The organism is Halolamina salifodinae, assembly GCF_017874235.1.
Taxonomy (GTDB): Archaea; Halobacteriota; Halobacteria; order Halobacteriales; family Haloferacaceae; genus Halolamina; species Halolamina salifodinae.
In genome coordinates, this window is the sequence record NZ_JAGGLC010000002.1 from 456290 (window position 1) to 479381 (window position 23092).

The 23092-nt window shown below is 67.3% G+C and carries 26 protein-coding genes and 1 pseudogene; 13 read left to right on the top strand and 14 right to left on the bottom strand.

The window, feature by feature from the left end; translation table 11 throughout:
* Positions 1–155 precede the first annotated feature (155 nt).
* The 6 genes from J2753_RS06745 to J2753_RS06770 all read left to right on the top strand — a co-directional run bounded on the left by J2753_RS06745 (position 156) and on the right by J2753_RS06770 (position 7749).
* Positions 156–1592: a cytochrome ubiquinol oxidase subunit I gene (locus J2753_RS06745; protein WP_209491158.1), complete on the top strand. Its 1437-nt coding sequence runs from the start codon at positions 156–158 to the stop codon at positions 1590–1592.
* Positions 1585–2580 carry a cytochrome d ubiquinol oxidase subunit II gene (cydB, locus tag J2753_RS06750; RefSeq protein WP_209491159.1) on the top strand — a complete coding sequence of 332 codons (996 nt, stop codon included), beginning with the start codon at positions 1585–1587 and terminating at the stop codon, positions 2578–2580. The genes J2753_RS06745 and cydB overlap by 8 nt, the downstream gene beginning before the upstream one ends.
* A complete protein-coding gene (locus J2753_RS06755; RefSeq protein WP_209491160.1) occupies positions 2573–2800 on the top strand; it encodes a hypothetical protein in 228 nt (75 codons plus the stop codon). Before cydB ends, J2753_RS06755 begins: the two co-directional genes overlap by 8 nt.
* A gap of 117 nt (positions 2801–2917) precedes the next feature.
* Positions 2918–3748: an RIO1 family regulatory kinase/ATPase domain-containing protein gene (locus J2753_RS06760; protein WP_209491161.1), complete on the top strand. Its 831-nt coding sequence runs from the start codon at positions 2918–2920 to the stop codon at positions 3746–3748.
* Positions 3749–3874: 126 nt separating this feature from the next.
* On the top strand, positions 3875–5401 hold the full coding sequence (locus tag J2753_RS06765; RefSeq protein WP_209491162.1) for an aldehyde dehydrogenase family protein: 1527 nt from the start codon (positions 3875–3877) through the stop codon (positions 5399–5401).
* Positions 5402–5571: 170 nt separating this feature from the next.
* Positions 5572–7749, top strand: a complete 2178-nt coding sequence (locus tag J2753_RS06770; RefSeq protein ID WP_209491163.1) for a PAS domain S-box protein — start codon at positions 5572–5574, stop codon at positions 7747–7749.
* A 1-nt stretch (position 7750) separates the two neighbouring features.
* Here J2753_RS06770 and J2753_RS06775 read toward each other — a convergent pair whose 3' ends face one another.
* Together J2753_RS06775 and J2753_RS06780 are read right to left on the bottom strand one after the other, a co-directional pair.
* Positions 7751–8548, bottom strand: a complete 798-nt coding sequence (locus J2753_RS06775) for an ABC transporter permease (protein WP_209491164.1) — start codon at positions 8546–8548, stop codon at positions 7751–7753.
* Positions 8545–9525 (bottom strand): ABC transporter ATP-binding protein, encoded by a 981-nt coding sequence (locus tag J2753_RS06780; protein ID WP_209491165.1) that lies wholly within the window; start codon positions 9523–9525, stop codon positions 8545–8547. The genes J2753_RS06775 and J2753_RS06780 overlap by 4 nt, the downstream gene beginning before the upstream one ends.
* A 54-nt stretch (positions 9526–9579) precedes the next feature.
* Here J2753_RS06780 and J2753_RS06785 point away from each other — a divergent pair.
* Positions 9580–9717 (top strand): annotated as a pseudogene (locus tag J2753_RS06785) (IS6 family transposase); the annotation flags it as partial.
* Between the two features lie 211 nt (positions 9718–9928).
* Here the strand turns inward: J2753_RS06785 and J2753_RS06790 are convergent.
* On the bottom strand, positions 9929–10183 hold the full coding sequence (locus J2753_RS06790; protein WP_209491166.1) for a type II toxin-antitoxin system HicA family toxin: 255 nt from the start codon (positions 10181–10183) through the stop codon (positions 9929–9931).
* 5 nt (positions 10184–10188) lie between these two features.
* Complete coding sequence (locus J2753_RS06795; RefSeq protein WP_209491167.1) at positions 10189–10458, bottom strand: type II toxin-antitoxin system HicB family antitoxin; 270 nt, start codon at positions 10456–10458, stop codon at positions 10189–10191.
* Between the two features lie 101 nt (positions 10459–10559).
* On the opposite strand from J2753_RS06795, the gene J2753_RS06800 reads away from it, so the two are divergent.
* Positions 10560–11195, top strand: a complete 636-nt coding sequence (locus tag J2753_RS06800) for an IS6 family transposase (protein WP_209491168.1) — start codon at positions 10560–10562, stop codon at positions 11193–11195.
* A 13-nt stretch (positions 11196–11208) separates the two neighbouring features.
* On the opposite strand, the gene J2753_RS06805 is transcribed toward J2753_RS06800, so the two are convergent.
* Positions 11209–12093 (bottom strand): winged helix-turn-helix domain-containing protein, encoded by an 885-nt coding sequence (locus J2753_RS06805; RefSeq protein WP_209491169.1) that lies wholly within the window; start codon positions 12091–12093, stop codon positions 11209–11211.
* Positions 12094–12161: 68 nt separating this feature from the next.
* Complete coding sequence (locus J2753_RS06810; protein ID WP_209491170.1) at positions 12162–12434, bottom strand: hypothetical protein; 273 nt, start codon at positions 12432–12434, stop codon at positions 12162–12164.
* 155 nt (positions 12435–12589) lie between these two features.
* On the opposite strand from J2753_RS06810, the gene gfo6 reads away from it, so the two are divergent.
* Positions 12590–13690 carry a D-xylose 1-dehydrogenase Gfo6 gene (gene gfo6, locus J2753_RS06815; RefSeq protein ID WP_209491171.1) on the top strand — a complete coding sequence of 367 codons (1101 nt, stop codon included), beginning with the start codon at positions 12590–12592 and terminating at the stop codon, positions 13688–13690.
* Positions 13691–13933: 243 nt separating this feature from the next.
* Here the strand turns inward: gfo6 and J2753_RS06820 are convergent, their stop codons facing one another.
* Together J2753_RS06820 and J2753_RS06825 are read right to left on the bottom strand one after the other, a co-directional pair.
* The gene (locus J2753_RS06820) at positions 13934–14740 is read right to left on the bottom strand and encodes a carbon-nitrogen family hydrolase (protein WP_379810509.1); all 807 of its coding nucleotides are present in this window, start codon (positions 14738–14740) and stop codon (positions 13934–13936) included.
* A gap of 29 nt (positions 14741–14769) precedes the next feature.
* Complete coding sequence (locus tag J2753_RS06825) at positions 14770–15204, bottom strand: SRPBCC family protein (RefSeq protein WP_209491173.1); 435 nt, start codon at positions 15202–15204, stop codon at positions 14770–14772.
* Between the two features lie 106 nt (positions 15205–15310).
* Between J2753_RS06825 and J2753_RS06830 the strand changes: the two genes are divergently transcribed.
* Entirely contained in the window at positions 15311–16270 is a 960-nt protein-coding gene (locus J2753_RS06830; protein ID WP_209491174.1) for a phosphotransferase family protein, read from the top strand.
* Positions 16271–16281: 11 nt separating this feature from the next.
* Here the strand turns inward: J2753_RS06830 and J2753_RS06835 are convergent, their stop codons facing one another.
* Positions 16282–16509 (bottom strand): DUF7123 family protein, encoded by a 228-nt coding sequence (locus tag J2753_RS06835; RefSeq protein WP_053947813.1) that lies wholly within the window; start codon positions 16507–16509, stop codon positions 16282–16284.
* Positions 16510–16552: 43 nt separating this feature from the next.
* A complete protein-coding gene (locus J2753_RS06840; RefSeq protein ID WP_209491175.1) occupies positions 16553–16759 on the bottom strand; it encodes a DUF7525 family protein in 207 nt (68 codons plus the stop codon).
* A 234-nt stretch (positions 16760–16993) separates the two neighbouring features.
* Between J2753_RS06840 and J2753_RS06845 the strand changes: the two genes are divergently transcribed.
* Complete coding sequence (locus J2753_RS06845; protein WP_209491176.1) at positions 16994–17467, top strand: NUDIX hydrolase; 474 nt, start codon at positions 16994–16996, stop codon at positions 17465–17467.
* A gap of 1 nt (position 17468) precedes the next feature.
* On the opposite strand, the gene J2753_RS06850 is transcribed toward J2753_RS06845, so the two are convergent.
* Complete coding sequence (locus tag J2753_RS06850; protein WP_209491177.1) at positions 17469–18572, bottom strand: asparagine synthase C-terminal domain-containing protein; 1104 nt, start codon at positions 18570–18572, stop codon at positions 17469–17471.
* Positions 18572–19255 carry a PHP domain-containing protein gene (locus tag J2753_RS06855; RefSeq protein WP_209491178.1) on the bottom strand — a complete coding sequence of 228 codons (684 nt, stop codon included), beginning with the start codon at positions 19253–19255 and terminating at the stop codon, positions 18572–18574. The genes J2753_RS06850 and J2753_RS06855 overlap by 1 nt, the downstream gene beginning before the upstream one ends.
* Before the next feature lie 144 nt (positions 19256–19399).
* On the opposite strand from J2753_RS06855, the gene J2753_RS06860 reads away from it, so the two are divergent.
* Both J2753_RS06860 and purL read left to right on the top strand, forming a co-directional pair.
* Positions 19400–20266, top strand: coding sequence for a ZIP family metal transporter (locus J2753_RS06860; protein WP_209491179.1), 867 nt, complete (start codon positions 19400–19402; stop codon positions 20264–20266).
* Between the two features lie 58 nt (positions 20267–20324).
* Positions 20325–22532, top strand: a complete 2208-nt coding sequence (purL, locus tag J2753_RS06865; protein WP_209491180.1) for a phosphoribosylformylglycinamidine synthase subunit PurL — start codon at positions 20325–20327, stop codon at positions 22530–22532.
* Positions 22533–22536: 4 nt separating this feature from the next.
* On the opposite strand, the gene J2753_RS06870 is transcribed toward purL, so the two are convergent.
* Positions 22537–22686 (bottom strand): DUF7550 family protein, encoded by a 150-nt coding sequence (locus J2753_RS06870; RefSeq protein WP_209491181.1) that lies wholly within the window; start codon positions 22684–22686, stop codon positions 22537–22539.
* Between the two features lie 178 nt (positions 22687–22864).
* Positions 22865–23074: a hypothetical protein gene (locus J2753_RS06875; protein WP_209491182.1), complete on the bottom strand. Its 210-nt coding sequence runs from the start codon at positions 23072–23074 to the stop codon at positions 22865–22867.
* Positions 23075–23092: the final 18 nt, after the last annotated feature.

Sequence of the window (23092 nt, forward strand, 5' to 3'; positions counted from 1 at the left end):
CCGGCCGAACGGGCCAGAGTTAACTGCCTCACGTTCGGAACGTCGGATAGAGCAATGGTTACAGACAGTTCCGTCGAGGACCGTGGGGGCCTCGCACGCGCTGCGCCGGGCGGGCGTGGCCGCGTCAGTGGAAGCCAACGAGGGGAACCCTGACGATGGTTGACCCCGTCGTCGCGAGTCGCCTCCAGTTCGCCGTCACGACGATTGTCCACATCGTCTTCCCGGTGATGAGCATGGGGCTCGCGCCGTTCCTGATCTACTTCACCTGGAAGGAGATCCGGACGGAGGAGGCGGTCTACGAGCGACTCCGGCGGTTCTGGATGAAGATCTTCGCGGTGAGCTTCCTCGTCGGCACCGTCACGGGGCTGGTACTGGAGTTCGAGTTCGGCACCAACTTCGCGGCGTTCTCGACGACCGCGGGCGAACTGTTCGGGGGACCGCTCGCGACTGAGGGGATGATGGCGTTCATGCTCGAGGCGACGTTCCTCGGCGTCTTCCTCTACGGCCGGGACCGGGTCTCGGACGCGTTCTACTTCGTTACGAGCGTGCTCGTCGGCCTCGGTACGTGGCTCTCGGCGGTCTGGATCCTGATCGCGAACTCCTGGATGCAGACCCCGCGGGGGTACGAACTGGTGATGGAGAACGGTCAGCAGGTGGTGAAGCTGACCGATCCGATGGCGGCGTATCTAAACCCTCGATTCGGGTACATGTTCATCCACATGCAGAACGCGGCCGTGGAGTCGGTCGCGCTGTTCATGGCCGGGATCGCGGCCTACTTCGTCTACAAACACCACGTTCGGGGTAACGAGGTCGAGAACGTCGCGTTCTGGGTGACCACGCTGAAAATCGCCATCGTCGCGCTCGCGATCACGGCGCCGCTACAGGTGCTCCACGGCGACCTGTACGCCCGGCACGTCTACGAGACCCAGCCCCAGAAGTTCGCGGCGATGGAGGCGCTCTGGGAAACCGAGACGTACGTGCCGGAGTACATCATCGCGTTCCCGACCGATCTTTCCCAAATTCTCGACCCGCGGGCGAAGGAGCTACTGGGCATCGGGATCCCCGGCGGCGCGTCGTGGCTCGCCAGCGGCGGGAACCCGCAAGCCGAGATCCGCGGGCTGAACTCCTTCGAGACGGAGGCGCCGCCGGTCGCCATCGTCTTCTGGGCGTTCCGCATCATGGTCGGCCTCGGCTTCTGGTTCATCCTGCTGGCGTTCTGGGCGGGCTACCGCTGGTACAGCGGCGAACTGGCCGAGGACGACCTGCTACACAAGGCGTTCATGGCGTCGACGCTGCTGGGCATCGTCGCCGTCGAAACCGGCTGGATCGTCACCGAAGTCGGGCGCCAGCCCTGGCTGATTCAGGACGTGATGCTGACCGAGAGCGGCGTCTCGCCCGGCCTCACCGGCGCCGAGGCGACGTTCACGCTCGCGGGCTTTGTCGCGGGCTACACGCTACTGCTCGCGCTGTACACCTACGTGATCCGGCGGATCATCGTGCACGGCCCGCCCGATATCGAGGGCGAGGCCGGCGACGGTGCTGACGCCGGCGACGGCGCCGGCCCGGACGTGGAGGTGGTCGCCGATGGTTGATCTGGCCGGGTCGCCGCTGTTCGGCCTCCCCCTGCCGGCGCTCTGGTTCGCGCTCGTGTTCTTCGTGCTGGGGATGTTCCTCTTCCTCGACGGGTTCGACTTCGGGATCGGGATCCTGTTCGCGACCCGCGAGGACCCCGCGGAGAAGGAGACGCTGCTCGCCGCTATCGGCCCGTTCTGGGACGGCAACGAGGTGTGGCTGGTCGTGTTCGGCGGCGCGCTGTTCGCCGCGTTCCCCGCGGTGTACGCCAACCTGTTCAGTCGCTACTACCTGCTGATGTTCGCGATCCTGGCCGCGCTGGGGCTGCGCGGCCTCGCCCCGGAGATGTACGAGGAGCGCGAGGACGCGCAGTGGCGCCGCTACTGGGGCTGGTCGTTCATCGTCGGCAGCGCGCTGACGCCGTTCCTGCTGGGCGTGTTCGCGGTGAACTGGCTGATCGGCGCGGCCGGCATCGTCTCGATCCCGGGCATCCTCGGCGGCTTCGCGGTCGTCGCGCTCACCGTCGCCGACGGCGCGGCGTTCCTCGGGATCAAGACCCGTGGCTCGCTCCGCGCGGACGCGATGGCGTACGGGACGCGGGCCGTCGTCGCCTACGTCGGCCTCGTCGCGGCGACGCTCGTCGCGGCGTACGTCACCACGCCCGAACTACAGTCGGCGCTGCTCTCGCCGGCCGTGGTTCTGCTAGTGCTGCTCTCGGTCGCGCTCGCCGGCGGGTACGTGGTCACGACCCGGCGCGAGCAGTACCACGCGACGTTTGCCACGGTCGGCGGCCTCGTCGCCGGCCTCGTCGGCGTGATCGGAGTAGCGATGTACCCGGCAATCGACCGCGTGAGCGGGCTGACGGTCGCCGAGGGCATCGTCTCGACGCTGCCGCTGAACCTCATGACGATCATGATGGCGTTCCTGCTCCCCATCGTGCTCTCGTACTTCGGGATCCTCTACTCGGTGTTCAGCGGGCCGCTGGAGCGGGGGGAGACGTATGGCTGAGGCGTCGCCGCCCCAACTCGGCTCCCGTATCGTCGTGACGTGGGCGGAACTCACCGTCCTCGGCCTGGCGGGGGGCGCGCTGGGCACCAGCATCGGCGGCCCGCCGGCGCTGGTGGTGTACTTCGCGACGACGCTGCTCTCGGTCGCGATTTTGCTGTACAACGTGAACGAACTGGTCGAACGCCGGGTCGCCGCCGCGACGACGGAACAGGAGACGTAGCCCTCAACGGGTGGGTCGTCCGGGCCGTCCACCACGTCCGAACTTCTCACACATTCTACACTGTTCAAGATGTTCTGACGCTGGCGTTTAAGCCCGTGCCCGTCGAACGATGAGGTGATGGAACTGCGGAAACTCGTCCGGGGGCGCCCGGAGTGGTCCCGGATCGAGTCTGTCGTCCGCGAACTCGGCGAGCGCTACGACCGCGAATCGGTACACGTCGAGTTCCTCGACGCCGACAACTGGCTATCGACGCCGCTGGTGCTCGACGACGAGTACTTCGTGAAGTTAGTCACCGAGCAGAACTCGCTGGTCCACGCGCTGTTTACGGCGACCCGGAACCTCGGCGCGTTCTCCTCGGGGACGGAGGGCTTTTTCGGCCACTACGGCACCCCCTACCAGATGGCCCAGCACGAACTGGAGGCCACCGAGCATCTGCGGGAGGTCGGGGTCAACGCCCCGGAGCCGATTGAGGCCCTGGAGATAGAGGGAATGGGTGTGCTGGTGATGGAGTATCTCCCCGAGTTCGACGCGCTGGACGACGTCGACGAAGCTACCGAGCGCCGCCTCGCGCCCGCGGTGTTCGAGGCGCTGCGGACGATGCACGACCACGGACTCGCCCACGGCGACCTGCGGGCCGAGAACGTCCTCATCGTGAAAGACGAGATTTTCGTCATCGACGCCACCAACGTCCGGGACGACGAGGGCGACGGGGCGACGATGGCTGCGGCGCGTGCCTACGACCTCGCGTGTGCGCTCGCGGCGCTGGAGCCACTCATCGGCGCGAAGGCCGCCGTCGCGGCCGCGCTGGATCACTACGACGAGACGCAACTGCTCGAGGCCCGGGAGTTCCTCGACTTCGTCTCGGTCCGACCGGACCACACGTTCGCCGCCGCGGAGTTGAAGGGGGAAATCGAGAAGCGCGCTGGTCAGGCGGGACGGGAGCAGTAGTTCTCAGGATCGTGAGCGGCGGTAGCAGTCGTTCATATGTCGAGAACACAACGGCAACGGCCCTTCTCCCTCCACCAACTCCGACCGGCAGGCTTTATGGCGACTACGACCCCACTTTCCCTACACATGAGCAGCGAACCCTACAAGCACTACATCGACGGCGAATGGGTCGAAGGCACCGGCACGGAGACGTTCACCAGCGAGAACCCCGCGAACGGCGAGACCCTCGGGGAGTTCCAGCGCGGCACCGAGGACGACGTCGACGAGGCTATCGCCGCCGCCGACGAGGCGTTCGAGGAGTGGCGAGAGCTCTCCCAGATCGACCGCGCGGAGTACCTCTGGGACATCTATCAGGAGCTCAAGGACCGCCACGAGGAGCTCGGCGAGGTCGTCACCAAGGAGTGCGGGAAGGAGATCTCCGAGGGGAAAGCCGACGTGACCGAGGCCTGGCACATGGTCGAGTGGGCCGCCGGCGACGCCCGCCACCCCAAGGGCGACGTGGTCCCCTCCGAGATCCCGGCGAAGGACGCCTACATGCGGCGCAAGCCCCGCGGCGTCATCGGCTGTGTCACGCCGTGGAACTTCCCGGTCGCCATCCCGTTCTGGCATATGGCCGTCTCGCTGGTCGAGGGCAACACCGTCGTCTGGAAGCCCGCCGAGCAGACGCCGTGGTGTGGCCAGATCATCGCCGAGATGTTCGAGGATTCGGGCATTCCGGATGGCGTGTTCAACATGGTCCAGGGCTTCGGCGACGCCGGCGCAGCGATCACCGACGACGGCCGCATCGACACCGTGCTGTTCACCGGCAGTGCCGAGGTCGGCCACGAGATCGCCTCGAAGGTCGGCGGCGAGCCCGGGAAGCTGGCCGCCGCCGAGATGGGCGGGAAGAACAACATCGTGATCACCGAGGAGGCGGATCTGGACATCGCCGTCCACTCGGCGACGATGTCCTCCTTCAAGACGACCGGCCAGCGCTGTGTCTCCTCCGAGCGCATCGTCGTCCACGAGGACGTCTACGACGAGTTCAAGCAGCGCTTCGTCGAGAACGCCCAGAACGTCGCCGTCGGCGACCCGCTGGACGAGAACACGTTCATGGGTCCCCTCATCGAGGAGGAACACAAGGCGAAGGTCTCGAACTACAACCAACTCGCGAAGGACGAGGGCGTGAACGTGCTCGTCGACCGCGAGGAACTCGGCGCCGAGGAGATCCCCGAGGGCCACGAGGACGGCCACTGGGTCGGCCCGTTCGTCTACGAGGCTGATCCCCACGAGGACCTGCGCTGCACCCACGAGGAGGTCTTCGGCCCGCACGTCGCCCTGCTGAAGTACAGCGGCGACATCGAGGACGCCGTCGAGATCCACAACGACACCGAGTACGGCCTCGCCGGCGCCATCATCTCGGAGGACTACCGCCAGATCAACTACTTCCGTGACCACGCCGAGGTCGGCCTGGCCTATGGCAACCTCCCCTGCATCGGCGCCGAGGTCCAGCTACCGTTCGGCGGCGTGAAGAAGTCCGGCAACGGCTACCCGAGCGCGCGTGAGGTCATCGAGGCCGTCACCGAGCGCACCGCCTGGACCCTGAACAACTCGAAGGAGATCGAGATGGCACAGGGCCTGAGCGCGGACATCAAGACCGGAAACGACGACTGAAACCGGCGACCGTGTAGGGAGCCATCGTTTTAGTCTCGTTTCCGCTTGCGACGACTGAAACCGGCGACCGTGTAGGGAGCCACCGCTCTACTCTCGTTTTCGCTTGCAACGACTGAGCAGTCTACCCGCGGTTTTTTAGCACCACAGCTACTCAGCCACGGCGAACAGCGATGCACGACCCCAGCGGCCCGATTCAGGTCTTACACGTCGCCGACGACCCGACCCTCGGGGATCTGACGGCGACGTATCTCGAGCGGGAGAACGACCGGATCACCGTCGAAACGGCGGCTGACGCCGACGAGGCGCTCGAACGACTGGACGAGGCCGTCGACTGCGTCGTCGCCGACTACGAGATGCCGGGCCGGTCGGGGATCGAACTGCTCGAGGCCGTCCGCGTCGACTACCCGGACCTTCCCTTCATCCTCTACACTGGGAAGGGGAGCGAGGAGATCGCGAGCGAGGCCATCTCCGCGGGGGTGACCGACTACCTCCAGAAGGGCGGTGGGGATGACCAGTACGCGGTGCTTGCCAACCGCGTCGTCAACGCCGTCGAAGCCGCCCGCTCCCAGCGGCTGCTTGCTCGGCGGACCCACCGACTGGAGCGCCTGATCGACAACCTCCCGGGGATGGTCTACCGCTGCCGGAACGACCCCGACTGGCCGATGGAGGCCGTCGAGGGCGAGGTGGAAGGGCTGACCGGCTACGACGCCGACGCGCTGGAACGCGGCAACGTGGTCTGGGGCGCGGACGTGATCCATCCCGAGGACCGTGACGAGGTGTGGGAGCGCGTCCAGGAGTCCATCGACGACGGCGGGACGTTCGAGGTGAACTACCGGATTCAGTCCCGAGAGGGCGAGACGCGCTGGGTATGGGAACGCGGCCGCGGCGTCTACGAGGACGGCGAACTGGTCGCTATCGAGGGGTTCATCACCGACGTGACCGAGCGCGAGCGCCGCGAGAAACGGCTCGCCGAGACCACCGCGCGCCTCGAGGCGCTGTTCGAGCAGTCACCGGACATGATCAATCTCCATGACGCCGAGGGTACCATCTCGGAGCCCAACGCTCGGCTCTGTGAGAAGACCGGCTACAGCGAATCCGAACTGATCGGAATGAAGGTGTGGGAGATCGACCGCTCGCTCGAACCGGGGGCGGCCACACAGGTCTGGGAGCAGATGGCCCCCGGGGACAGCCACCGGGTCGAGACCCAGTACGAACGCGCCGACGGCTCGACGTTCCCCGTCGAGGCCCATATCCGGCGCATCGACGTCGACGACGAGACGCTGTTTGCCGTGATCAGCCGGGACATCACCGAGCGCAAGGCCCGCGAGCGTGACCTCAAACGCGTCCGGGCGGAGTACGAGGAGCTGATCGACGGGATGAACGACACGGTCTGGGTCATCAGCACCGACGCCGAGTTCCTCGCGGTCAACGACGCCGCCGTGGAACGGCTGGGCTACGACCGCGAGGAGCTACTGGGGATGGGGCCCCACGATATCGACGTCGCGACCGACCCCGAAGAGATCACGGCGCTGATCGAGGAGATGCCCGCTGACGGGATGCAGGTGTTCGAGACGGTCCACGAAACCACGGACGGCGAGCGCATCCCCGTCGAGATCAGTTCCAGTCTGGTCAGCTACCGCGGGGAGACGGCGATCCTGAGCGTCGGGCGGGACATCTCGGCGCGGAAGGAGCGCGAGCGCCGACTCGAACGGTTCGCCTCCATTGTCTCCCACGACCTGCGCAACCCCCTGAACGTCGCGGCGGGGCGGCTGGAACTGGCCGCCGAGGAGTGCGAGAGCGAGCATCTCGACCACGTCGCAGACGCCCACGACCGCATGAACGCGCTGATCGACAGCCTCCTCGGGATGGCCCGGGAGGGAGAGCTGGCGACCGATCCTGAGCCGATCACGCTCGAACCGGTCGCCGAGAGCGCATGGTCGACCGTCGCCACCGGGGACGCCACGCTCCAGGTAACTGCCGCAGGGACGGTGATGGCCGACCGGAGCCGGCTCACGCAGCTGTTCGAGAACCTCTTTCGGAACGCCGTCGAACACGGCTCGACGGGCAACCAGACGCAGTCTGGTGACGCCGTCGAGCACGGGGGCCCGGGGGTGACCATCACCGTTGGCGATCTCGGGGACGGTTTCTACGTCGCGGACGACGGCCCCGGCGTCCCCCAGAACGAACGCGATTCGGTGTTCGAGACGGGCTACACTACCGGCAACGGGACGGGCTTTGGCCTCGCTATCGTCGCGCAGGTGGCCGACGCTCACGACTGGGACGTCGCACTGACCGAGAGCGAGGCCGGCGGCGCCCGATTCGAGTTCACGGGCGTCGACACCGCGTAGCTCAGAGATCCGTCTTCGGGAACCGCCAGAGCGCCAGCGCCATCGGCACCACCGCCCAGACGGCGACCACGGCCGCGAGGAACGGCATCGACTCGTACACGGCCAACGGTTCGTCCGGGCGGTAGAGCAGCAGCGAAGTGGCGTCGACGTAGCCCGAGATGGGGTCGAGTTTGTTCCAGATCTGGACCCACTCCGGCGGCGGGTACTGCTGGTCGCGCGGGTACGTCCGCCGGACGATCTGCCGGGGAAGCCAGTCCCAGCCGAACATGAAGGCCAGATACGTCCCGAGACCACCGGCGATGGCGCGGCGTCCCGTCGAGACCAGCGCCGAGGCGCCGACGGCCAACGACGTGGTGAACACGGTCCACAGCAGCACGAACCCGACGAACACGAGGTAGTCCGTACCCGGTAGCTGTCCGGCTCGGACCGTGTACGCCAGCGGTGCCGCCAGCAGCCCCGCCCCGACGGCGACCGACACCGCGCCGAACCGGCCGAGGAACGCGCCGGCGACGACATCCCGCCGGGAGTGGGGGAACGCGAGCAGCACCCGGAGCGATCCCGACTCGCGGCTGCCGGCAACGGCGCCGTGGCCCAGCGCGAGCGTCGCCAAGGGGATCAACACCGCGGCGGCCATCTGGAGACCGCCGGAGCGGAGTGGCTGAACCGTGCCGTCGTAGCTGTACGCGCCCGACCAGCCCAGGAAGCCGAAAACGACGACGAACAGCGCCGTCACCGCCCACGCCGCCTTGGTCCGGTGGGTGTCGACGGCGTACTTCCGCGCGACGGTGCGGAGGCTCACTCGGCCACCCCCGGCACCGCGGCGGCGTCGTCGCTCGTCGTCGCCGTGCCTCCCCCGTCACCCCCGTTGTCAGTGTAAGCGGCGAACACCGACTCGAGCGATCCGGCGTCGGACTCGAAATCCTGAATCGTCGCGCCGGCGTCCCGCAACGCGTCGAGTACGCGGACTTTCGCCGGGCCGGCACAGGTCGTGATCAGCCGCCCCTCCTCGATCTTCGCCGACTCGACGTCCGGGAGTGCCTCGACGGCGCCGACGCTGTCCGTCGGAAGTGGATCACAGTGGACTGTGAGTTCGGCGACGGCGCCGGCGCCGCGCAGGCCCTCGATGCTGTCGACGGCGACCAGTTCGCCGTCGGCGAGGATGCCCACGCGGTCGCTCACGCGCTCGACCTGATCGAGGATGTGACTCGAGAAGAACACCGTCGCGCCGCGCTCGGTCTCCTCGCGGACGATTTCGCGCATCAGCCGGACGCCGTTGGGGTCCAGCCCGGTCGATGGCTCGTCGAGGACCAACAGGTCGGGGTCGCCGACCAGCGCCATCGCGAGCATCAGCCGCTGGGTCATCCCCTTCGAGAAGTCGTCGGCGACGCGTTCTTCCTCGCCCGCGAGACCGACTCGGTCGAGTAGCGCGTCCGGATCGTCGTCAGCGTCCTTCGACTCGATGGCGAACTCGACGTGTTCGCGAGCAGTGTACTCGGTGAACGTGTTGTAGCCGTCCGGGAGCACGCCCACGCGCTGGCGCACGCGGCCGGACTCCTCCTGGGCGTCGATGCCGAACACCTCGACGCGGCCCTCTGTTGGTCGGAGGTAGTCGAGCAGGCAGTCGATTGTCGTCGACTTCCCGGCGCCGTTGGGGCCGAGGAAGCCAAACACCTCGCCGCGCTGGACGGTGAGGTCGATACGACGGAGGGCGGTCAGATCGCCGAACTGCTTGTGGAGGCCGTCGATGTCGACGGCTGGCGGGGACTCGGTCGCCATGCAGGAAGGCTGGCGGGTCTCGCCATAGGCTTTGGGGCGGGGATTCAGGTCAAACGAAATAGTGTTGAACGTGTATTTAGGGAGGTGAAGCGGAGAACTACCGCTTTCTCGAACTGTTTCAGCAACACCGACGCAACAACTGCTGACGACTGGCTCAAAACCTTCGCGTTCGCATGGAATCAGCTTATCTGAACACTACCGCTCAAACTGGCCCGAACTGGGTTTGTTTATATATCCTGCCCGGATGCGGGTGGCGTCGCCGGAGTGATCGGGCCGGCGCCGCCCGGGTCGACGGCGAAATGTGACCACGGCCGATCGGCGCCGGCTCGTGGTCACATTCTGGATAGCGGAGTTCTCTCCTCGCGACCCCGCGCATGAACGCGAAAACCGGGTTGCAGGTGGTTCAGCTGTTCCGGTCAATCCACGCGCAGAACTCCTCGAAGTCCTTTGCTCCCGCGTCGTCGGCGATATCGTGAAGCGTTCCGATGCTGATACTGTCGTGGTACGGCACGCTCACGGTTCGAGACTCAACGCCCGAGCCCTCCGGGTGCTCCCACTTCAGAATGTAGTGGTCGCCCGTGATACGGTCCACCCAGAAATTCCCCTTATTGCACAGTACCTTCACGACCTCCTTACCGGAGAAATCCCGCGTTACCATGCTGGTTACTTGAGAACGTCCGGCAGTTCACCGCCCGAGACGTTCTCCTCGGGGTCGATACCGAGTTCCTGGAGCTCCTCCTCGGTCGGCTTGCGGCCGCCCCCGCCGCGGACCGCAGCCACCACATCATCGAGGTTGTCGAGCGCCTCCTCCCGCGTCTCTCCCTGTGCGGACACTTCCTCGACGAGGTTGCGGGCCGTCCAGTTCCCGTCGGGGTTCTCCGTGAGCGTGATGCTGGGCGTTCGGCCGGGGTTTCCCTCCGAGTCGATGCTCATGGAAATGGTTACGGGATATCGGGTGATAAGGATTCGGCCGTTGTTGTAGGTGGTGTTCAGATAAGGATTGAAGGACAAGGCGAAGCGGTCTTTGAGTGTCTATGCCAGAAACCGTTCGCCTCAACGGCTATAGCGACCAGATCGAGTTAGGCTTTGTGGAGCGAGAAGTAACACCGGAGCCGTTGATGAAGCTCAGTATTCGGCTCCATCTGTCTAGTCTATCACTTTCGAATACTATCTCGATTCTGGAGTTGTTCGGTGTTGAACGTGCTCGTTCGACCGTTTCGAACTGGGTTCACAAGGCGAACCTACAGCCAAAAGAAGGACGAAATCCGGATCACGTTGCGGTTGATGAGACAGTGACCCGACTCAACAGCAAGCAGTACTGGCTGTACACTGCCGTCGATCCAGAAACAAATAAAATACTCCATTCAGCGCTTGAGCCGACGAGAAAAAACGGGATTGCTCAGCAGTTCTTCCACGATTTGCGTCAGAAACACTCCGTTGAAGACGCGGTGTTTCTCATCGATGGCTCCGCTTCACTTCAAGCAGCCGTCGCTCGCCACAGCCTTGATTACCGCTACGAAAAACATGGCAAACGAAATAGTGTTGAACGTGTATTTAGGGATATAAAGCGGAGAACTACCGCTTTCTCGAACTGTTTCAGCAACACCGACGCAACAACTGCTGACGAGTGGCTCAAAACCTTCGCGTTCGCATGGAATCAGCTTATCTGAACACTACCGGGATTCAGGCCGAACGGGACGTCTCCAGCACGCTCAGGTCGTCGTCGAGGGTGACCGTGAGCGTCTCGCCGCCCTGCTCGATGGCCACCTCGAAGCGCTGGGGCTCCTCGCCCGCGAGTTCGATTGCCTCGTCGCTCACACACCACGAGAGCGTCCAGTAGGGCCGCTCGGAGAGCGAGACGCCGTGTTCGCGGTGGAAGCCGACGACCTCGCTGTCGTCAAGGAGGGCGAGCCCCACCGCCGAGCAGAGCTGGTGGTTACACTGCGAGCAACGGTGCGTCGCCGTGAGGCTGCTCCCGACACAGCAGGCGTCGGCGCGCTCGACGGTCGTCTCCATCCGGCCGCTACACTCGGGACAGACGCCGTCCTTGGCGAGGCAGTGGAGGTGCCGGACGCGCTGGTCGAACGCCGCGAGGATTTCCTCGTCGTCGCGGTCGGTCAGACCGCCCGGCGGGAACGCGTACTCGCCGTGGCCGTAGCCACAGTCCGGACACTGGATCGAGAGCTGTTCGTCGTCGTAGACCGCCTGTAGCTCCGCGCCACACTGCACACAGGGGTCGTCCACGTCGATTGGCTCGATGGTCGGGTGCTCGGTGAAGGATCCGGCGAGCACCGCCTGCACCACTTTCTCGCCGGCGTGGCGGAGCTGATACCCCGCCTCGACTTTCCGGACGAACTGGTCGGTCAGCTTATCGAGGTGGTAGTTGAACTGCGCGCTGTCACGCATGCCAACGGTCTCCCGGAGCTCCGAGAACCGCACCGTCTCGCCCTCGGCGGTCCACAGTGCCTCGAGTATCGAGATCCGCGTCTCGTTTGCTACCAGCCCGAACGCGTCGGCCGGCTCGACGCAGTCGCCACACTCCTGAATCGACTGCAACCTCTCGCTCATACGTACTCTCTGCGACCACACCGCAAAGAGTGTTCGGTCAACGGTGTTTCTGTAACCTATGGGACTGGTCAGATGCTCAGACAGAGGCTGGCCCGTGGGAGGCAGAAATCGACCGTCTCCGCGCGCCGGCGACGCCCCGAGAGGACGGCGACGGCGGCGCCGCCGACGGCGCCGATGGCCACCCCCGCCAGCAGCGCGGGTGCCGCAGTCGCGACGAAGAGGGCGGCCAGCGCCAGCACCGTCGCGACGGCCGATCCACCGAGGGTCTGGGGCGGCCGGCGCCGCGGCGCCCGCACGCCCGACGTTCCCGCCGTGGCTCCGTACTGATCTGTGTCGTTCATACACGTCGACGTACGGGAGATGCCACCAAAAACGTACGCTGAATCATGTTTTTGTAACCGTCGTTACTGAAACGCAGTTGAGTGGGCAGGGGGCGCTTGAGAACGCGACGTGCCCCTTCGCCAACCGTTTTGCCCCACCGGGTGAACCCACGCGTATGGACCTCCAGGCACTCGTCGACGCCGCTTCGACACGCGACTGGGACACCGACCCCGAGGGGACCGTCTCGCTTTCGGTCGTCGGCCTCGGCAACTACGCCCGTTCCGTCTCGATTCCCGCAATCGAGGCGGGCGACTACGCCACCGTCAGCGCCGTCGTCTCCGGCGACGCCGAGAAGGCCGCACGAGTCGGCGACGTGCACGGTGCCGTCCCGCTGACCTACGAGCAGTTCGCGGAAGGCGAGGGCGTCGACGCCTACGACGCCGTCTACGTTGCGACGCCGAATCGGATCCACCTCGATCACGCCCGGACGGCCGCGGATCAGGGCAAACACGTGATCTGTGAGAAACCGCTGGAAGCCACGCCCGAACGCGCGGCCGCGCTCGCCGACGCCTGCGAGGCCGCGGGCGTGACCCTGATGACGGCCTACCGGATGCAGACCGACCCCGTGATCCGGGCGCTCACCTCGTTCGTCTCCGCGGGCGGCATCGGCGAACCCACGAAGGCGATGGGAGAGTTCAGCTTCCCGGTGCTCGCCGGATCGAAGGGGCCCGACCAGTGGCGCCTCGACGCCGAACTCGCGGGCGGCGGCGCGCTGATGGACGTGGGTGTCTACCCGCTCAACACGACGCGCTACCTGCTCGGCGCCGACCCGGTGGCCGTCGACGCGATGGCCCGCGCCTCCGAGCCGTTCGGGAGCCAGCCGGACGACCCCGAGAGCCCGCGGTTCGCCGACGAGCACGTCCACGTGCTCGCGGAGTTCCCGGCCGGGACCGTCGGGGAGTTTACTGCCAGCTTCAGCGGCGACGCCGACTCGTGGCTGGAGGTCGTGGGCAGCGACGGCCGGATCAGGCTGGAAAACGCGTTCGTCCCCGGCGGCGACCGGACCGTCCGGGTGAGCACTGACGTGGGCGAGGTGGAGTTCTCCGGCGTCGGGATGGACGAGACGGTAGAGGAGTTCGATTACTTCGCCCACTGCGTGCTGACCGACACGCCGCCGGAGCCGGACGGGCGCGACGGCCTAACGGACGTGGCTGTCTCGGAGGCGGTGTACGAGGCTGCAGCGACGGGCGAGCGTACGCCTGTCGAGCGGTACTGAACGGAGAGGGCGGAGAGGGTGGAAAGGGTGGAAAGGGTGGAAAGGGTGGAGGAGGCGGAGTTGTCGGGCCGGGTGGCCCCCGTAAGTCGGCCCGACGAGTGCTCTGTCGTGGCGGACCCCTCGCCACAGTCGAGCGGCTGTAGTTGGCTTGTCGACGACCGGCGAGAAAAGCGCCGTGTGCGTCGACGGGTTACGCTACCCGTCTGACCGACATAAAGGCACGGGTCCGGGGACGGCGGCCGACTACCGCCGGTCCCGGAGCGCGGGGAACTCCTCGCGCACCGCGTCGACTCTGGAGGGGGCGATTTCCGCCGTCACCAGCGCGGGGTCGTCGTCGCTGGTGGCGACGGGCGTCCCCCACGGGTCGTACACCGTCGAGCGCCCGACCAACTGGTCGTCGCCCATCTCGCCGGCGCCGTTGACTGCGGCGACGTACGCGAGGTTCTCGATGGCCCGCGAGCGCGGGAGCGTCTGCCAGTGCTCGACGCGCGGGTACGGCCACGCGCTGGGTACGAGCACCAGCGAGACGCCCTCGTTGGCCAACTCCCGGTAGAGTTCGGGGAAGCGCAGGTCGTAGCAGGTCGTCATCCCCACCGTGAAGCCCGCGAACTCCACCGTCGGCAGCGACTCGCCGGGTGTGAGCAGGCGCGTCTCCGCGGAGTCGTAGCCGAACAGGTGCTGTTTGCGGTAGACCGCGCGGACGTCGCCCGCGCGGCCGAGGAACACTGAAGCGTTGGCCAGCCCCGACGGCTCCGGCGTCGAGAACCCTGCGGCGGCGCTAGCTTCAAGATCCTCGACGATGCTGCCGGCCTGCACTGCGACGCCGTGCTCGGCGGCGATGTCGCCGATCCGGTCGAGCGTCGGCCCGTCCAGCCCCTCGGCCTCGCGAGCGTAGCTATCGAACGCGAAGTAGCCGACGTTGAACATCTCCGGCAGGCAGACCAGATCGGCGCCCTCGGTGGCCGCGTGCTCGATGGCCTCGACCGCGCGGTCGACGTTGGCCTCGACGTGGCCGGCTTCGACGCGGTGCTGGGCCAGCGCGACGGTGATCGCGTCCTCAGCGACGCCGATGCCGTCGGTCATGCGGTCTGCCCCAGATCCTCCCGGAGCGCGGCCTCGAGGTTGTCGAGTTCGGTCTCGAAGTTCTTCTTGAAGAAACGCTCGACGCCCGGGATCCGGCCGTCGACGACGAACTCGTTGTGCAGCGTCGTCGTCTCGCCGTCGGTCTCGATAGTGTGGGTACCGGTGACCCGCAGCGCCGTCGACTTGCCGACGAACTTCACGGCGTGGGGCGGCTCGCAGTTCACGTCCTCGGTCTCGATTGGGACGGTGGCGCCCACACCCGGAATGGGGAGGCTGACCTGCCAGGTGGCTGCTCCGCCCTCCTCGTCGGTGATCTCGTAGGACTCGACGACGCTGATCGCCTCGGCGCGCTTCTGCGGGTCGGAGATGAACGCCCACACCTCCTCGGCCGGGGCGTCGAACGTGAAGGTCCGCTCGACACGGACGGTCATACGCCGGGGTAGGGGACGGGGGGTGATAACGGATGGGGACTGCGGTGGTCGCGACTGCCAGACGTATCACCACAAAGCCCTTGCCGGGGTCAGCCGATCCGGGGGCATGGACGAGCAGGTTTCGGACGCCCTCCAGCGTGCGTTTCCCGGCCGCGCAGTCGCCGACGTGGGGTCGACCGGTCCGTCGTGGAACGATCTGAACCGGACGGTCGAACTGACCTTCGAGGACGGCGAGACCGTCTACCTCAAGATCTCTACCACCGGCGACGGCGAGCGCGTGGCTCGCGAGCGGGCGGTCATCGACTACGTCGACGAGCAGGTCGACGTGCCGGTGCCCACCATCGCCGCCGCCGACCCGACGTACCGCGTGCCGTACCTCGCGACCGAGGCCGTCGACGGCGAGAGCCTGATCCGACGCTGGGCGGAGGCCGACACCGAGGAGCGATCGACGCTCGTCACAGCGGTTGGGCGGACGCTCGCGACGCTCCACGGTGAGCGGTTCGAGGCACACGGCCGGATCGTCGGCGGCGGCGCCGATGGCCTCACACTCGAAGCCGGGTCGTGGACGGACGTGCTGATCGGACAGATCGAACAGCAACGCGAGATCGCGCCCGCCGAGCGGTTCTCCGAACAGTACGACGCGGTCATCGATGCCGTCGACGCCAATCGCGACCGACTCGACGAGGCGCCCGCGGCACTGCTCCACGGCGATCCGGCCCACCCGAACGGGTTTCTGACCGACGGCCGGGTGGGGCTGCTGGACTGGGAAATCTCCCACGTCGGCGACCCCGCCCGCGAACTCCACCGTGCGCACCGACAGCTACTCGGGTCCCAGTACTTCGACGTGGCCGACCGGGTTGAGACGGTGTTTCTCGACGCCTATCGCGAGACAGCCGGGTCGCTCCCCACGGGGTTCGAGCAGCGGCAGGATATCTACGAGGCAGTCGGCTACCTCGGCCGGACGGGCTTTTTCTCGAAGTGGGCGCCAGACGTTGACCGGCCCGAAGACGAACTGGCGGCCGAGGTCGAAGCCGAGATGGAGCGACGGCTGGAGAACGTCAGGTAGTGTGGGCGGCGCTACCCCTGCGGTTCGACGCGCCAGGTGGTGGATTTCGAGCGCCCCCACTTCTCGATCTCCACGTCGTCGGACTTCTCGGCCAGCGTCGGCAGTCGGCTGCCGACCTGTTTCGCGGAGAGGCCGATCGACTCGGCGATGTTCTTGGCCCGGAAGTACCGGTCCCCGGAGGAGACGCTGTGGCGCAGGTAGGCGACGATGCGCGCCTCCTCCTCTGTGTAGTCGGTCATTCGTGTCCCCGTAGGAGATTCCGAGTCTTAACGGTTTCCCGCCTCACTCGCCCCAGAGCAGGTGGATGGCCGCGATGGCCCCCACGCCGGCGACCATCGCGACGGCGAACGGGATGGCTGCCTCGTGCATGCCGCCGCCGATGGTCGCGCTCGGGTCGGTCAGCGCCAGCCACGCCGCGGCCAGCAGCGCCACCACGGAGAGCGTGATGCCGACGCCGAGGCCGAGATCCGACGATGAGTTGTGTGCCATATCCGGGTTTGGAACCGGACGGAACGTAGTTCTTGCGACCGCATCTCGACCTTTTGCCGCGGGCCCCCAGAGGGGCCCTGGCAAAAGCTCGACCAAAAGCCGGCGTCGGCCCCGTTGGGGCCTCCTTGGCCTGCTCGCTCACTTCGTTCGCTCGCAGCTCCCAGAGCTGTGTCTATCGCAACCGCACCGCCACCGAACCACAACCTCGAAATCCCGGGCCGGCAACCCCGAGCCATGGAGACGACGCGCCACTTCACCGCCACCGTCTACATCGTCAACGACGGCGCCGCCGCGCTGCACTACCACCCGAAACTCGGCATCCACGTGCCCCCCGGCGGCCACGTCGACCGCGACGAAATTCCCCACGAGGCTGGCCTGCGCGAGACTCGCGAGGAGACTGGTCTCGACCCCAGCCTCATCGACGATACCGATCCCGTGGGCGCGCCGGCGGGGGAGACGCTCCCCCGGCCCCGCGAACAGTTGCTCTACGACATCGACGGCGACGACCGGAACGTCTACCACCAGCACATCGACCACGTCTACTTCGCGACGGTTCCCTCGCGTGCTATCGACCCAGAACCCGGCGAGGCGGGCGTCGACGCCTGGGACTGGTACGACCGCGAGGACCTTCGAGCCGCAGACATCGACCAGGACACGACGGCGCTGGCGCTCAGCGCTATCGAGGCAGCCGAGAACGCGGACAGGTAGGTTACTCCGCGAGCAGCGCGTCGATGTACTGGCCGACGTGGTTCTCCATCCGGCGCTTGTAGCCGGCCTGTCGAGCCAGTCGATCCAGTTCCCGGGCGGCGTAGGTGCCGTACTGGACGGCCTTCTTCTCCTTCGTCCGGACAGGCTCCGGGACGACGCCCGTCGCCGCGCGCCGGAGTGCGATCTTTCGCTCCGCCTCGCTGGCGAGCAACTCCGCGGGCAAGCGGAGCGCGGCGTCGACGACGCGGTCGTGGAGCAGCGGGGCGACTGGCTCGACCCCTGCGGCCCGCAGCGTCAGCACGTCGCGCGGGAGTTGGTCGGGCAGTGTCTGGATCACCTCCCGCGTGGCACCCCGGACCGTGTCGGCGTCGACGCGGTGATCCGATTCCGGATCGACCACCTTCCGGTAGCCGCCGAACAGTTCGTCGGCGCCCTGCCCGACCGCAAGGCGGTCGAAGCCGTCGGCGGCAGCCCGCTCGGCGACGAAGTAGAGCGGGAGCGCGATCTGGATGTCCATCGCGTTCGTACGCCCGGTCGCCCGGGCGATCTCGGGCACCGCGCGCACGATGTCGTCGTGGTCGAACTCGACGATCCGGAGGTCCCGATCCATCGCGTCGGCGGCCTCGCGGGCCGCTTCCACGTCGTGGGACTCCGCGCCCGCGAAGCCGGCGACGTAGCAGGGTGCCTCCGGAACGCCCGCGGCGACGATAGCCGAGTCGACGCCGCCGGAGAACGCGACAGCGAGCCCTTCAGGATCCGGTTCGCGGACGCTCGTGAGCACGGCTTCCCTCACGGCGTCGATAGCGGCCTCGTGGTCCGTCTCGACTTCGGGAGTCGGGAGCGGCCACACTTTGCGGCGCTCGCCGTCCGGCTCAACGACCGTGCCGGCGTCGAGGAGTTCGGGATCGGCGAAGTCCGTGGGGTCGAAGCTCCAGTCTCGGTCGTCGCCCGCGGCGCCGAGGTAGACTGGCTCCCGTCCCAGCACGTCCCGGACGACTCTGTCGTCGACGGCGCCGCCGAACCCGGCGGTGCCTGGAAGTGGATCGCCAGAGCCGATTGCTGGGCGGACCGTCGCCACGTCGGCGCCGCGGAGGGAGTCCGGCATCAGAACAGTTCGCGCGCGCCGCGCTGGATCCGGCGCTTCACGCCGCCGGCGGCCTGCCGGAACGAGATGCGCCAGGGCGTCTTCTTGCCGACGACGCTGGTCCGGCCCTCAATGATGGCCTCGAGGACGGCGTCGACGCTGCGTTCCTCGGCGCCGACTTCGGTGACGGCTTGCCCGACCATCTCGGAGATGTGGGCGTCGCTCCCGGCGGTTTTGGGCACGTCGTGGGCGGTGGCGAACCGCTCGGCCTGGCGGTTGGATCGGCCAGTCAGCAGCCGGGAGTTGTACACCTCGATGGCGTCGGCGCTAGCGAGCTGTTCGTCGCTGATGTGGGCGGCGACGCCGTGCCGTGAGCTCTGGAACGGATGGGGAACGATGGCGATACCGCCCTGGTCGTGGATGCGCTCGAGTGTCTCGTCGTAGGAGAGCCCCGGCGGCACCTCCTCGTCGATGCCGAGCGCGAGGATATGGCCGGCCGCGGAGGTCACTTCCATCGCCACGATGCCGACGAGGCCGTACTCGTCGGCGAGCGCGGCGGCCTCGTGGCTCGCGTGGATGGCGTCGTGGTCGGTGACGGCGATGGCGTCGAGTCCGACGGCCGCGGCCTGCTCGACGAGCAGGTCCACCGGGTCCCGGCCGTCGTGAGAGAGCTCGGAGTGACAGTGCAGCTCGACCGAAAGCACGAACCCGGGTTCGCGGCCGGCCCTAAAAAGGGGACCGGTACGGGGGGGAGCGAGACCGGCATCAGACCCCCGACCGGTTTAGGATAGCCAAAATTAATTTTTCGTTCCCGAAACGCTGATGGGTCTGGCTCCCCGAACTGACGTATGGCGGTGCTTCAGAGCCTCGTGCTCGTGTTCGTCGCCGGCCTCCTCACCGCGCTGGCGACGGGGCTCGGGGCGATACCGTTCTTCTTCGTCGAGGAGTTCGGTGACCAGTGGAACGTCGCGCTGTGGGGTATCGCGTCGGGGATCATGGTGTCGGCATCGCTGTTCGGTCTGTTCAACGAAGGGCTGGCCTACACCACGGGAGTCCCGACGATGCTGTTCGGCGGCATCCTCGCCGGCATCGTACTCGTCGAGGCGTCCGATAGGCTCCTCAGTGCCGTCGATCTCGGGACCGACGAACCGTCTTCGTCGCCTGACGCCGTCAGTGACGGCGGCGACGACAACCCCGTCGAAGTCGAGGCGTTCGCCAGTGGCGACCCGCGGAAACTCCTCTTGATCCTCGGGATTCTCACCGTCCACAGCTTCCCCGAGGGCGTCGCCGTCGGCGTCTCCTTTGCGGAACTGGGCCTGTCAGGCGGGGTCCCGCTGCTCGGCTTCTCGATCCCGATCCTCGCGGTGTTCATGACCATCGCCATCTCGATCCACAACGTCCCCGAGGGGACGGCCATCGCCATTCCGATGCGCGCGATGGGGCTCTCGAACTGGCGGATGGTGGGTGCCGCCGTGTTCTCCAGTCTGCCCCAACCCATCGGCGCCGTCATCGCCTTCGCGTTCGTGCGCTGGGCGGAGTCGTTCCTGCCCGTCGGCTACGGCTTCGCGGCAGGGGCGATGGTGTATCTGGTCGCCACGGAGTTCGTCCCGGAGGCCCTGGAGACAGGGGCGGACCTCCCCGACGGCGGCCGGCGCGCGCTGATCGCCGGCTTCGTCGGCGGCGTGCTGGTGATGGCGCCGCTGCTGTTCATCTGATGGGCACAAACGTGTACAACGAAACCCCTTTGCTCCCCCACGCTGACCACACAGGTGAATGCCACTCGCGGATGCGGACCACGAACTCGTCGTCGGGGAGTTGGGCCGCGAGCCCACCCGGGCCGAACAGCACCTGTTCGAGAACCTCTGGAGCGAACACTGTGCGTACCGCTCCTCGCGCATGCTGCTCTCGGCGTTCGAGAGCGAAGGCGAGCACGTCGAAATCGGGCCTGGCGACGATGCCGCTGTCGTCCGGGTCCCCGACACCGACACGCTGCTGACGTTCGGGGTCGAGAGCCACAACCACCCGAGCTACGTCGATCCGTACGACGGCGCCGCCACCGGCGTCGGCGGTATCGTCCGCGACACGCTCTCGATGGGTGCCTTCCCCATCGCGCTCGCGGACTCGCTGTACTTCGGCCCGTTGACCGAATCACGTTCGGTCGCCAGTCAGGGTTCCCCTGACGCTGTCGACCGCGAGCACTCCCGCTACCTCCTCGACGGCGTCGTCGAGGGCATCGCGGACTACGGCAACGCCATCGGTGTCCCGACTGTCGCCGGCAGCGTCGCCTTCGAGGCGGGCCACGTCGGCAACCCCCTGGTGAACGTCGCCTGTGTCGGCAAGACGACGCCCGAACGGCTCGTCACTGCTGAAGCCCAGAAGGCTGGAAACCGACTCGTCCTGCTCGGCAACGCCACGGGCCGGGACGGCCTCGGCGGCGCCTCCTTCGCCAGCGAAGACCTCGACGAGGACGCCGAAACCGAGGACCGTCCGGCCGTACAGGTCGGCGACCCCTACTCGGAGAAACTCCTGATCGAGTGCAACGAGGCGCTCGTCGACGAGGGCCTGATCGAGTCCGCGCGGGACCTCGGCGCCGCCGGACTGGGCGGCGCGTCCTCCGAACTGGTCGCGAAAGGCGGCTTCGGCGCCGACATCGACCTCGAAGCCGTCCACACTCGGGAGCCGGGGATGAACGCGACCGAGATCCTGCTCGCCGAGTCACAGGAACGCATGTGCTACGAGGTGGCCCCGGAGAACGTCGAGCGCGTGAAGGAGATCGCCGAGCGCTTCGATCTGGGCTGCTCGGACATCGGCGAGATCACCGAGGGGAACTACGTCTGCCGCTTCGAGGGTGAGACAGTCGTCGACGCGGACGCCGACTACCTCGCTGAGGGGGCGCCGATGAACGACCTCGCCCGCGAAGCGCCGGGCGTGCCGGCGACCGATCTGCCGGAGTTCGACCTCGGTGCCGGGTTCGAAGCTGTCGTGGCCGACCCCACTGCTGCGAGTAAGGAGTGGGTCTACCGCCAGTACGACCACGAGGTGGGCCTGCGGACCGCGACGCCGCCGGGCGACGACGCCGCGATGCTCGCACTCCACGACACGGGCGCCGCCGACGAGGAGCACGCTATCGCGCTCTCTTCGGGCGCGAACCCCCACTGGACCGACTGCGACCCTGAGGCTGGCGCCCGCGCGGTGGCAGTGGAGAACGCGACCAACCTCGCGGCGAAGGGAGCCACCCCGCTCGCAGCGGTCGACTGCCTCAACGGCGGCAATCCCGAGGACCCGGAGACGTACGACGGCTTCGCGGCCGCCGTCGAGGGACTCGCCGAGGCCTGTGCCGATCTGTCGGTTCCAGTCGTCGGCGGCAACGTCTCGCTGTACAACGACTCCGAGAGTGGCCCGGTGGCGCCGACGCCGACACTCGCCGTACTGGGGACGAAATCAGGGTACGACGCGCCGCCCGCGGCCGTCTCCGGCGAGGGTGATCTGGTCCTCGTCGAGCCAACCGAGTGGGTCGCTGGCTCGGGAATCGGCAGCGACGACCCGGACGCGCTGGGTGGCTCGCTGCTGCTCTCGCAGTTCGGCGGGTCGGACCGCTTCCCGGCGGTTCCCGCGGACCCGGGTGCGCTCGTGGCCGCGCTGGGGCGTGTTGCCGACCTCGAGTCGACGCTCGCGACCCACGACGTCAGCGACGGCGGCCTCGCGGTGACGCTGGCGGAAATGGTCACCGACGCGGCGGGCGTCGACGCCGCTCTCGACGACGCCGCAGCGCCGTTCAGCGAGGCGCCGGGTCGGGTTGTCGTAGAAACGACTCACGTTGGGTCACTCCGGGAGGCCGTCGGCGACCATGCTGCAGTGAGGCCGCTGGGGACGACGACTGAGGAGGGTGCGCTGTCGCTTGCTGCGGGGGAGGAATCCGTGACCTACTCAGCTGACGAAATCGCGGAGCTGCGGGACGTGTTGGCCCGCGAACTCGACTGAGAAGTTAGAAGCCGACGAAGCCGAACGCCAGCCCGAACGTCAGTACGAGGCCGACGAGCAGCACCGCGAGGCCGACGCCGACCTGCCCGGTGGTGAACTCCTGCATCGGTGCAGTGGTGCGGCCCTCGTCGTCGCCGTGGTCGTGTTCGTCCATGCTCCCGAGTGTGACCGGGCCGTACTTTGGCCTATCGGAACCGAGCAGTCGCATTGAGGCTGCGCACAGCCACGGCATGGGCTCCGACGCGCGACACGGCGGTCGCTCGTGGTCGCGCACCGTCACCGGACTACGTCCGGTTGGCAGACGAGAGCTTCGCTCTCGTCGACGTGGCTGGCTAGCGATCCAGATACCCGGAGTCCCACACGATCAGCATGCCGGCGACGGCGGCGAACATCCACGCGCCGAACGAGAGCAGGAACATGAACCACCCGACGTCCCGCCGGCCAGTCGCCAGCAGCAGGACGGTCCCGGCAGTCATCCCGAGCACGGTCAGCGCCACCGCGGCAGCCGCGATGGTGGCCTGTCGGCTGAGCCCGTACACCATTACCCGGACCTACGCCCG

Bases quoted from the DNA above. Each gene is read 5' to 3' on its own strand.
- J2753_RS06745 (WP_209491158.1), top strand. From the start codon at position 156: ATGGTTGACCCCGTCGTCGCGAGTCGCCTCCAGTTCGCCGTCACGACG.
- cydB (WP_209491159.1), top strand. From the start codon at position 1,585: ATGGTTGATCTGGCCGGGTCGCCGCTGTTCGGCCTCCCCCTGCCGGCG.
- J2753_RS06755 (WP_209491160.1), top strand. From the start codon at position 2,573: ATGGCTGAGGCGTCGCCGCCCCAACTCGGCTCCCGTATCGTCGTGACG.
- J2753_RS06760 (WP_209491161.1), top strand. From the start codon at position 2,918: ATGGAACTGCGGAAACTCGTCCGGGGGCGCCCGGAGTGGTCCCGGATC.
- J2753_RS06765 (WP_209491162.1), top strand. From the start codon at position 3,875: ATGAGCAGCGAACCCTACAAGCACTACATCGACGGCGAATGGGTCGAA.
- J2753_RS06770 (WP_209491163.1), top strand. From the start codon at position 5,572: ATGCACGACCCCAGCGGCCCGATTCAGGTCTTACACGTCGCCGACGAC.
- J2753_RS06780 (WP_209491165.1), bottom strand. From the start codon at position 9,525: ATGGCGACCGAGTCCCCGCCAGCCGTCGACATCGACGGCCTCCACAAG.
- J2753_RS06790 (WP_209491166.1), bottom strand. From the start codon at position 10,183: ATGGTAACGCGGGATTTCTCCGGTAAGGAGGTCGTGAAGGTACTGTGC.
- J2753_RS06795 (WP_209491167.1), bottom strand. From the start codon at position 10,458: ATGAGCATCGACTCGGAGGGAAACCCCGGCCGAACGCCCAGCATCACG.
- J2753_RS06800 (WP_209491168.1), top strand. From the start codon at position 10,560: ATGCCAGAAACCGTTCGCCTCAACGGCTATAGCGACCAGATCGAGTTA.
- J2753_RS06805 (WP_209491169.1), bottom strand. From the start codon at position 12,093: ATGAGCGAGAGGTTGCAGTCGATTCAGGAGTGTGGCGACTGCGTCGAG.
- J2753_RS06810 (WP_209491170.1), bottom strand. From the start codon at position 12,434: ATGAACGACACAGATCAGTACGGAGCCACGGCGGGAACGTCGGGCGTG.
- gfo6 (WP_209491171.1), top strand. From the start codon at position 12,590: ATGGACCTCCAGGCACTCGTCGACGCCGCTTCGACACGCGACTGGGAC.
- J2753_RS06825 (WP_209491173.1), bottom strand. From the start codon at position 15,204: ATGACCGTCCGTGTCGAGCGGACCTTCACGTTCGACGCCCCGGCCGAG.
- J2753_RS06830 (WP_209491174.1), top strand. From the start codon at position 15,311: ATGGACGAGCAGGTTTCGGACGCCCTCCAGCGTGCGTTTCCCGGCCGC.
- J2753_RS06835 (WP_053947813.1), bottom strand. From the start codon at position 16,509: ATGACCGACTACACAGAGGAGGAGGCGCGCATCGTCGCCTACCTGCGC.
- J2753_RS06840 (WP_209491175.1), bottom strand. From the start codon at position 16,759: ATGGCACACAACTCATCGTCGGATCTCGGCCTCGGCGTCGGCATCACG.
- J2753_RS06845 (WP_209491176.1), top strand. From the start codon at position 16,994: ATGGAGACGACGCGCCACTTCACCGCCACCGTCTACATCGTCAACGAC.
- J2753_RS06850 (WP_209491177.1), bottom strand. From the start codon at position 18,572: ATGCCGGACTCCCTCCGCGGCGCCGACGTGGCGACGGTCCGCCCAGCA.
- J2753_RS06860 (WP_209491179.1), top strand. From the start codon at position 19,400: ATGGCGGTGCTTCAGAGCCTCGTGCTCGTGTTCGTCGCCGGCCTCCTC.
- purL (WP_209491180.1), top strand. From the start codon at position 20,325: ATGCCACTCGCGGATGCGGACCACGAACTCGTCGTCGGGGAGTTGGGC.
- J2753_RS06870 (WP_209491181.1), bottom strand. From the start codon at position 22,686: ATGGACGAACACGACCACGGCGACGACGAGGGCCGCACCACTGCACCG.
- J2753_RS06875 (WP_209491182.1), bottom strand. From the start codon at position 23,074: ATGGTGTACGGGCTCAGCCGACAGGCCACCATCGCGGCTGCCGCGGTG.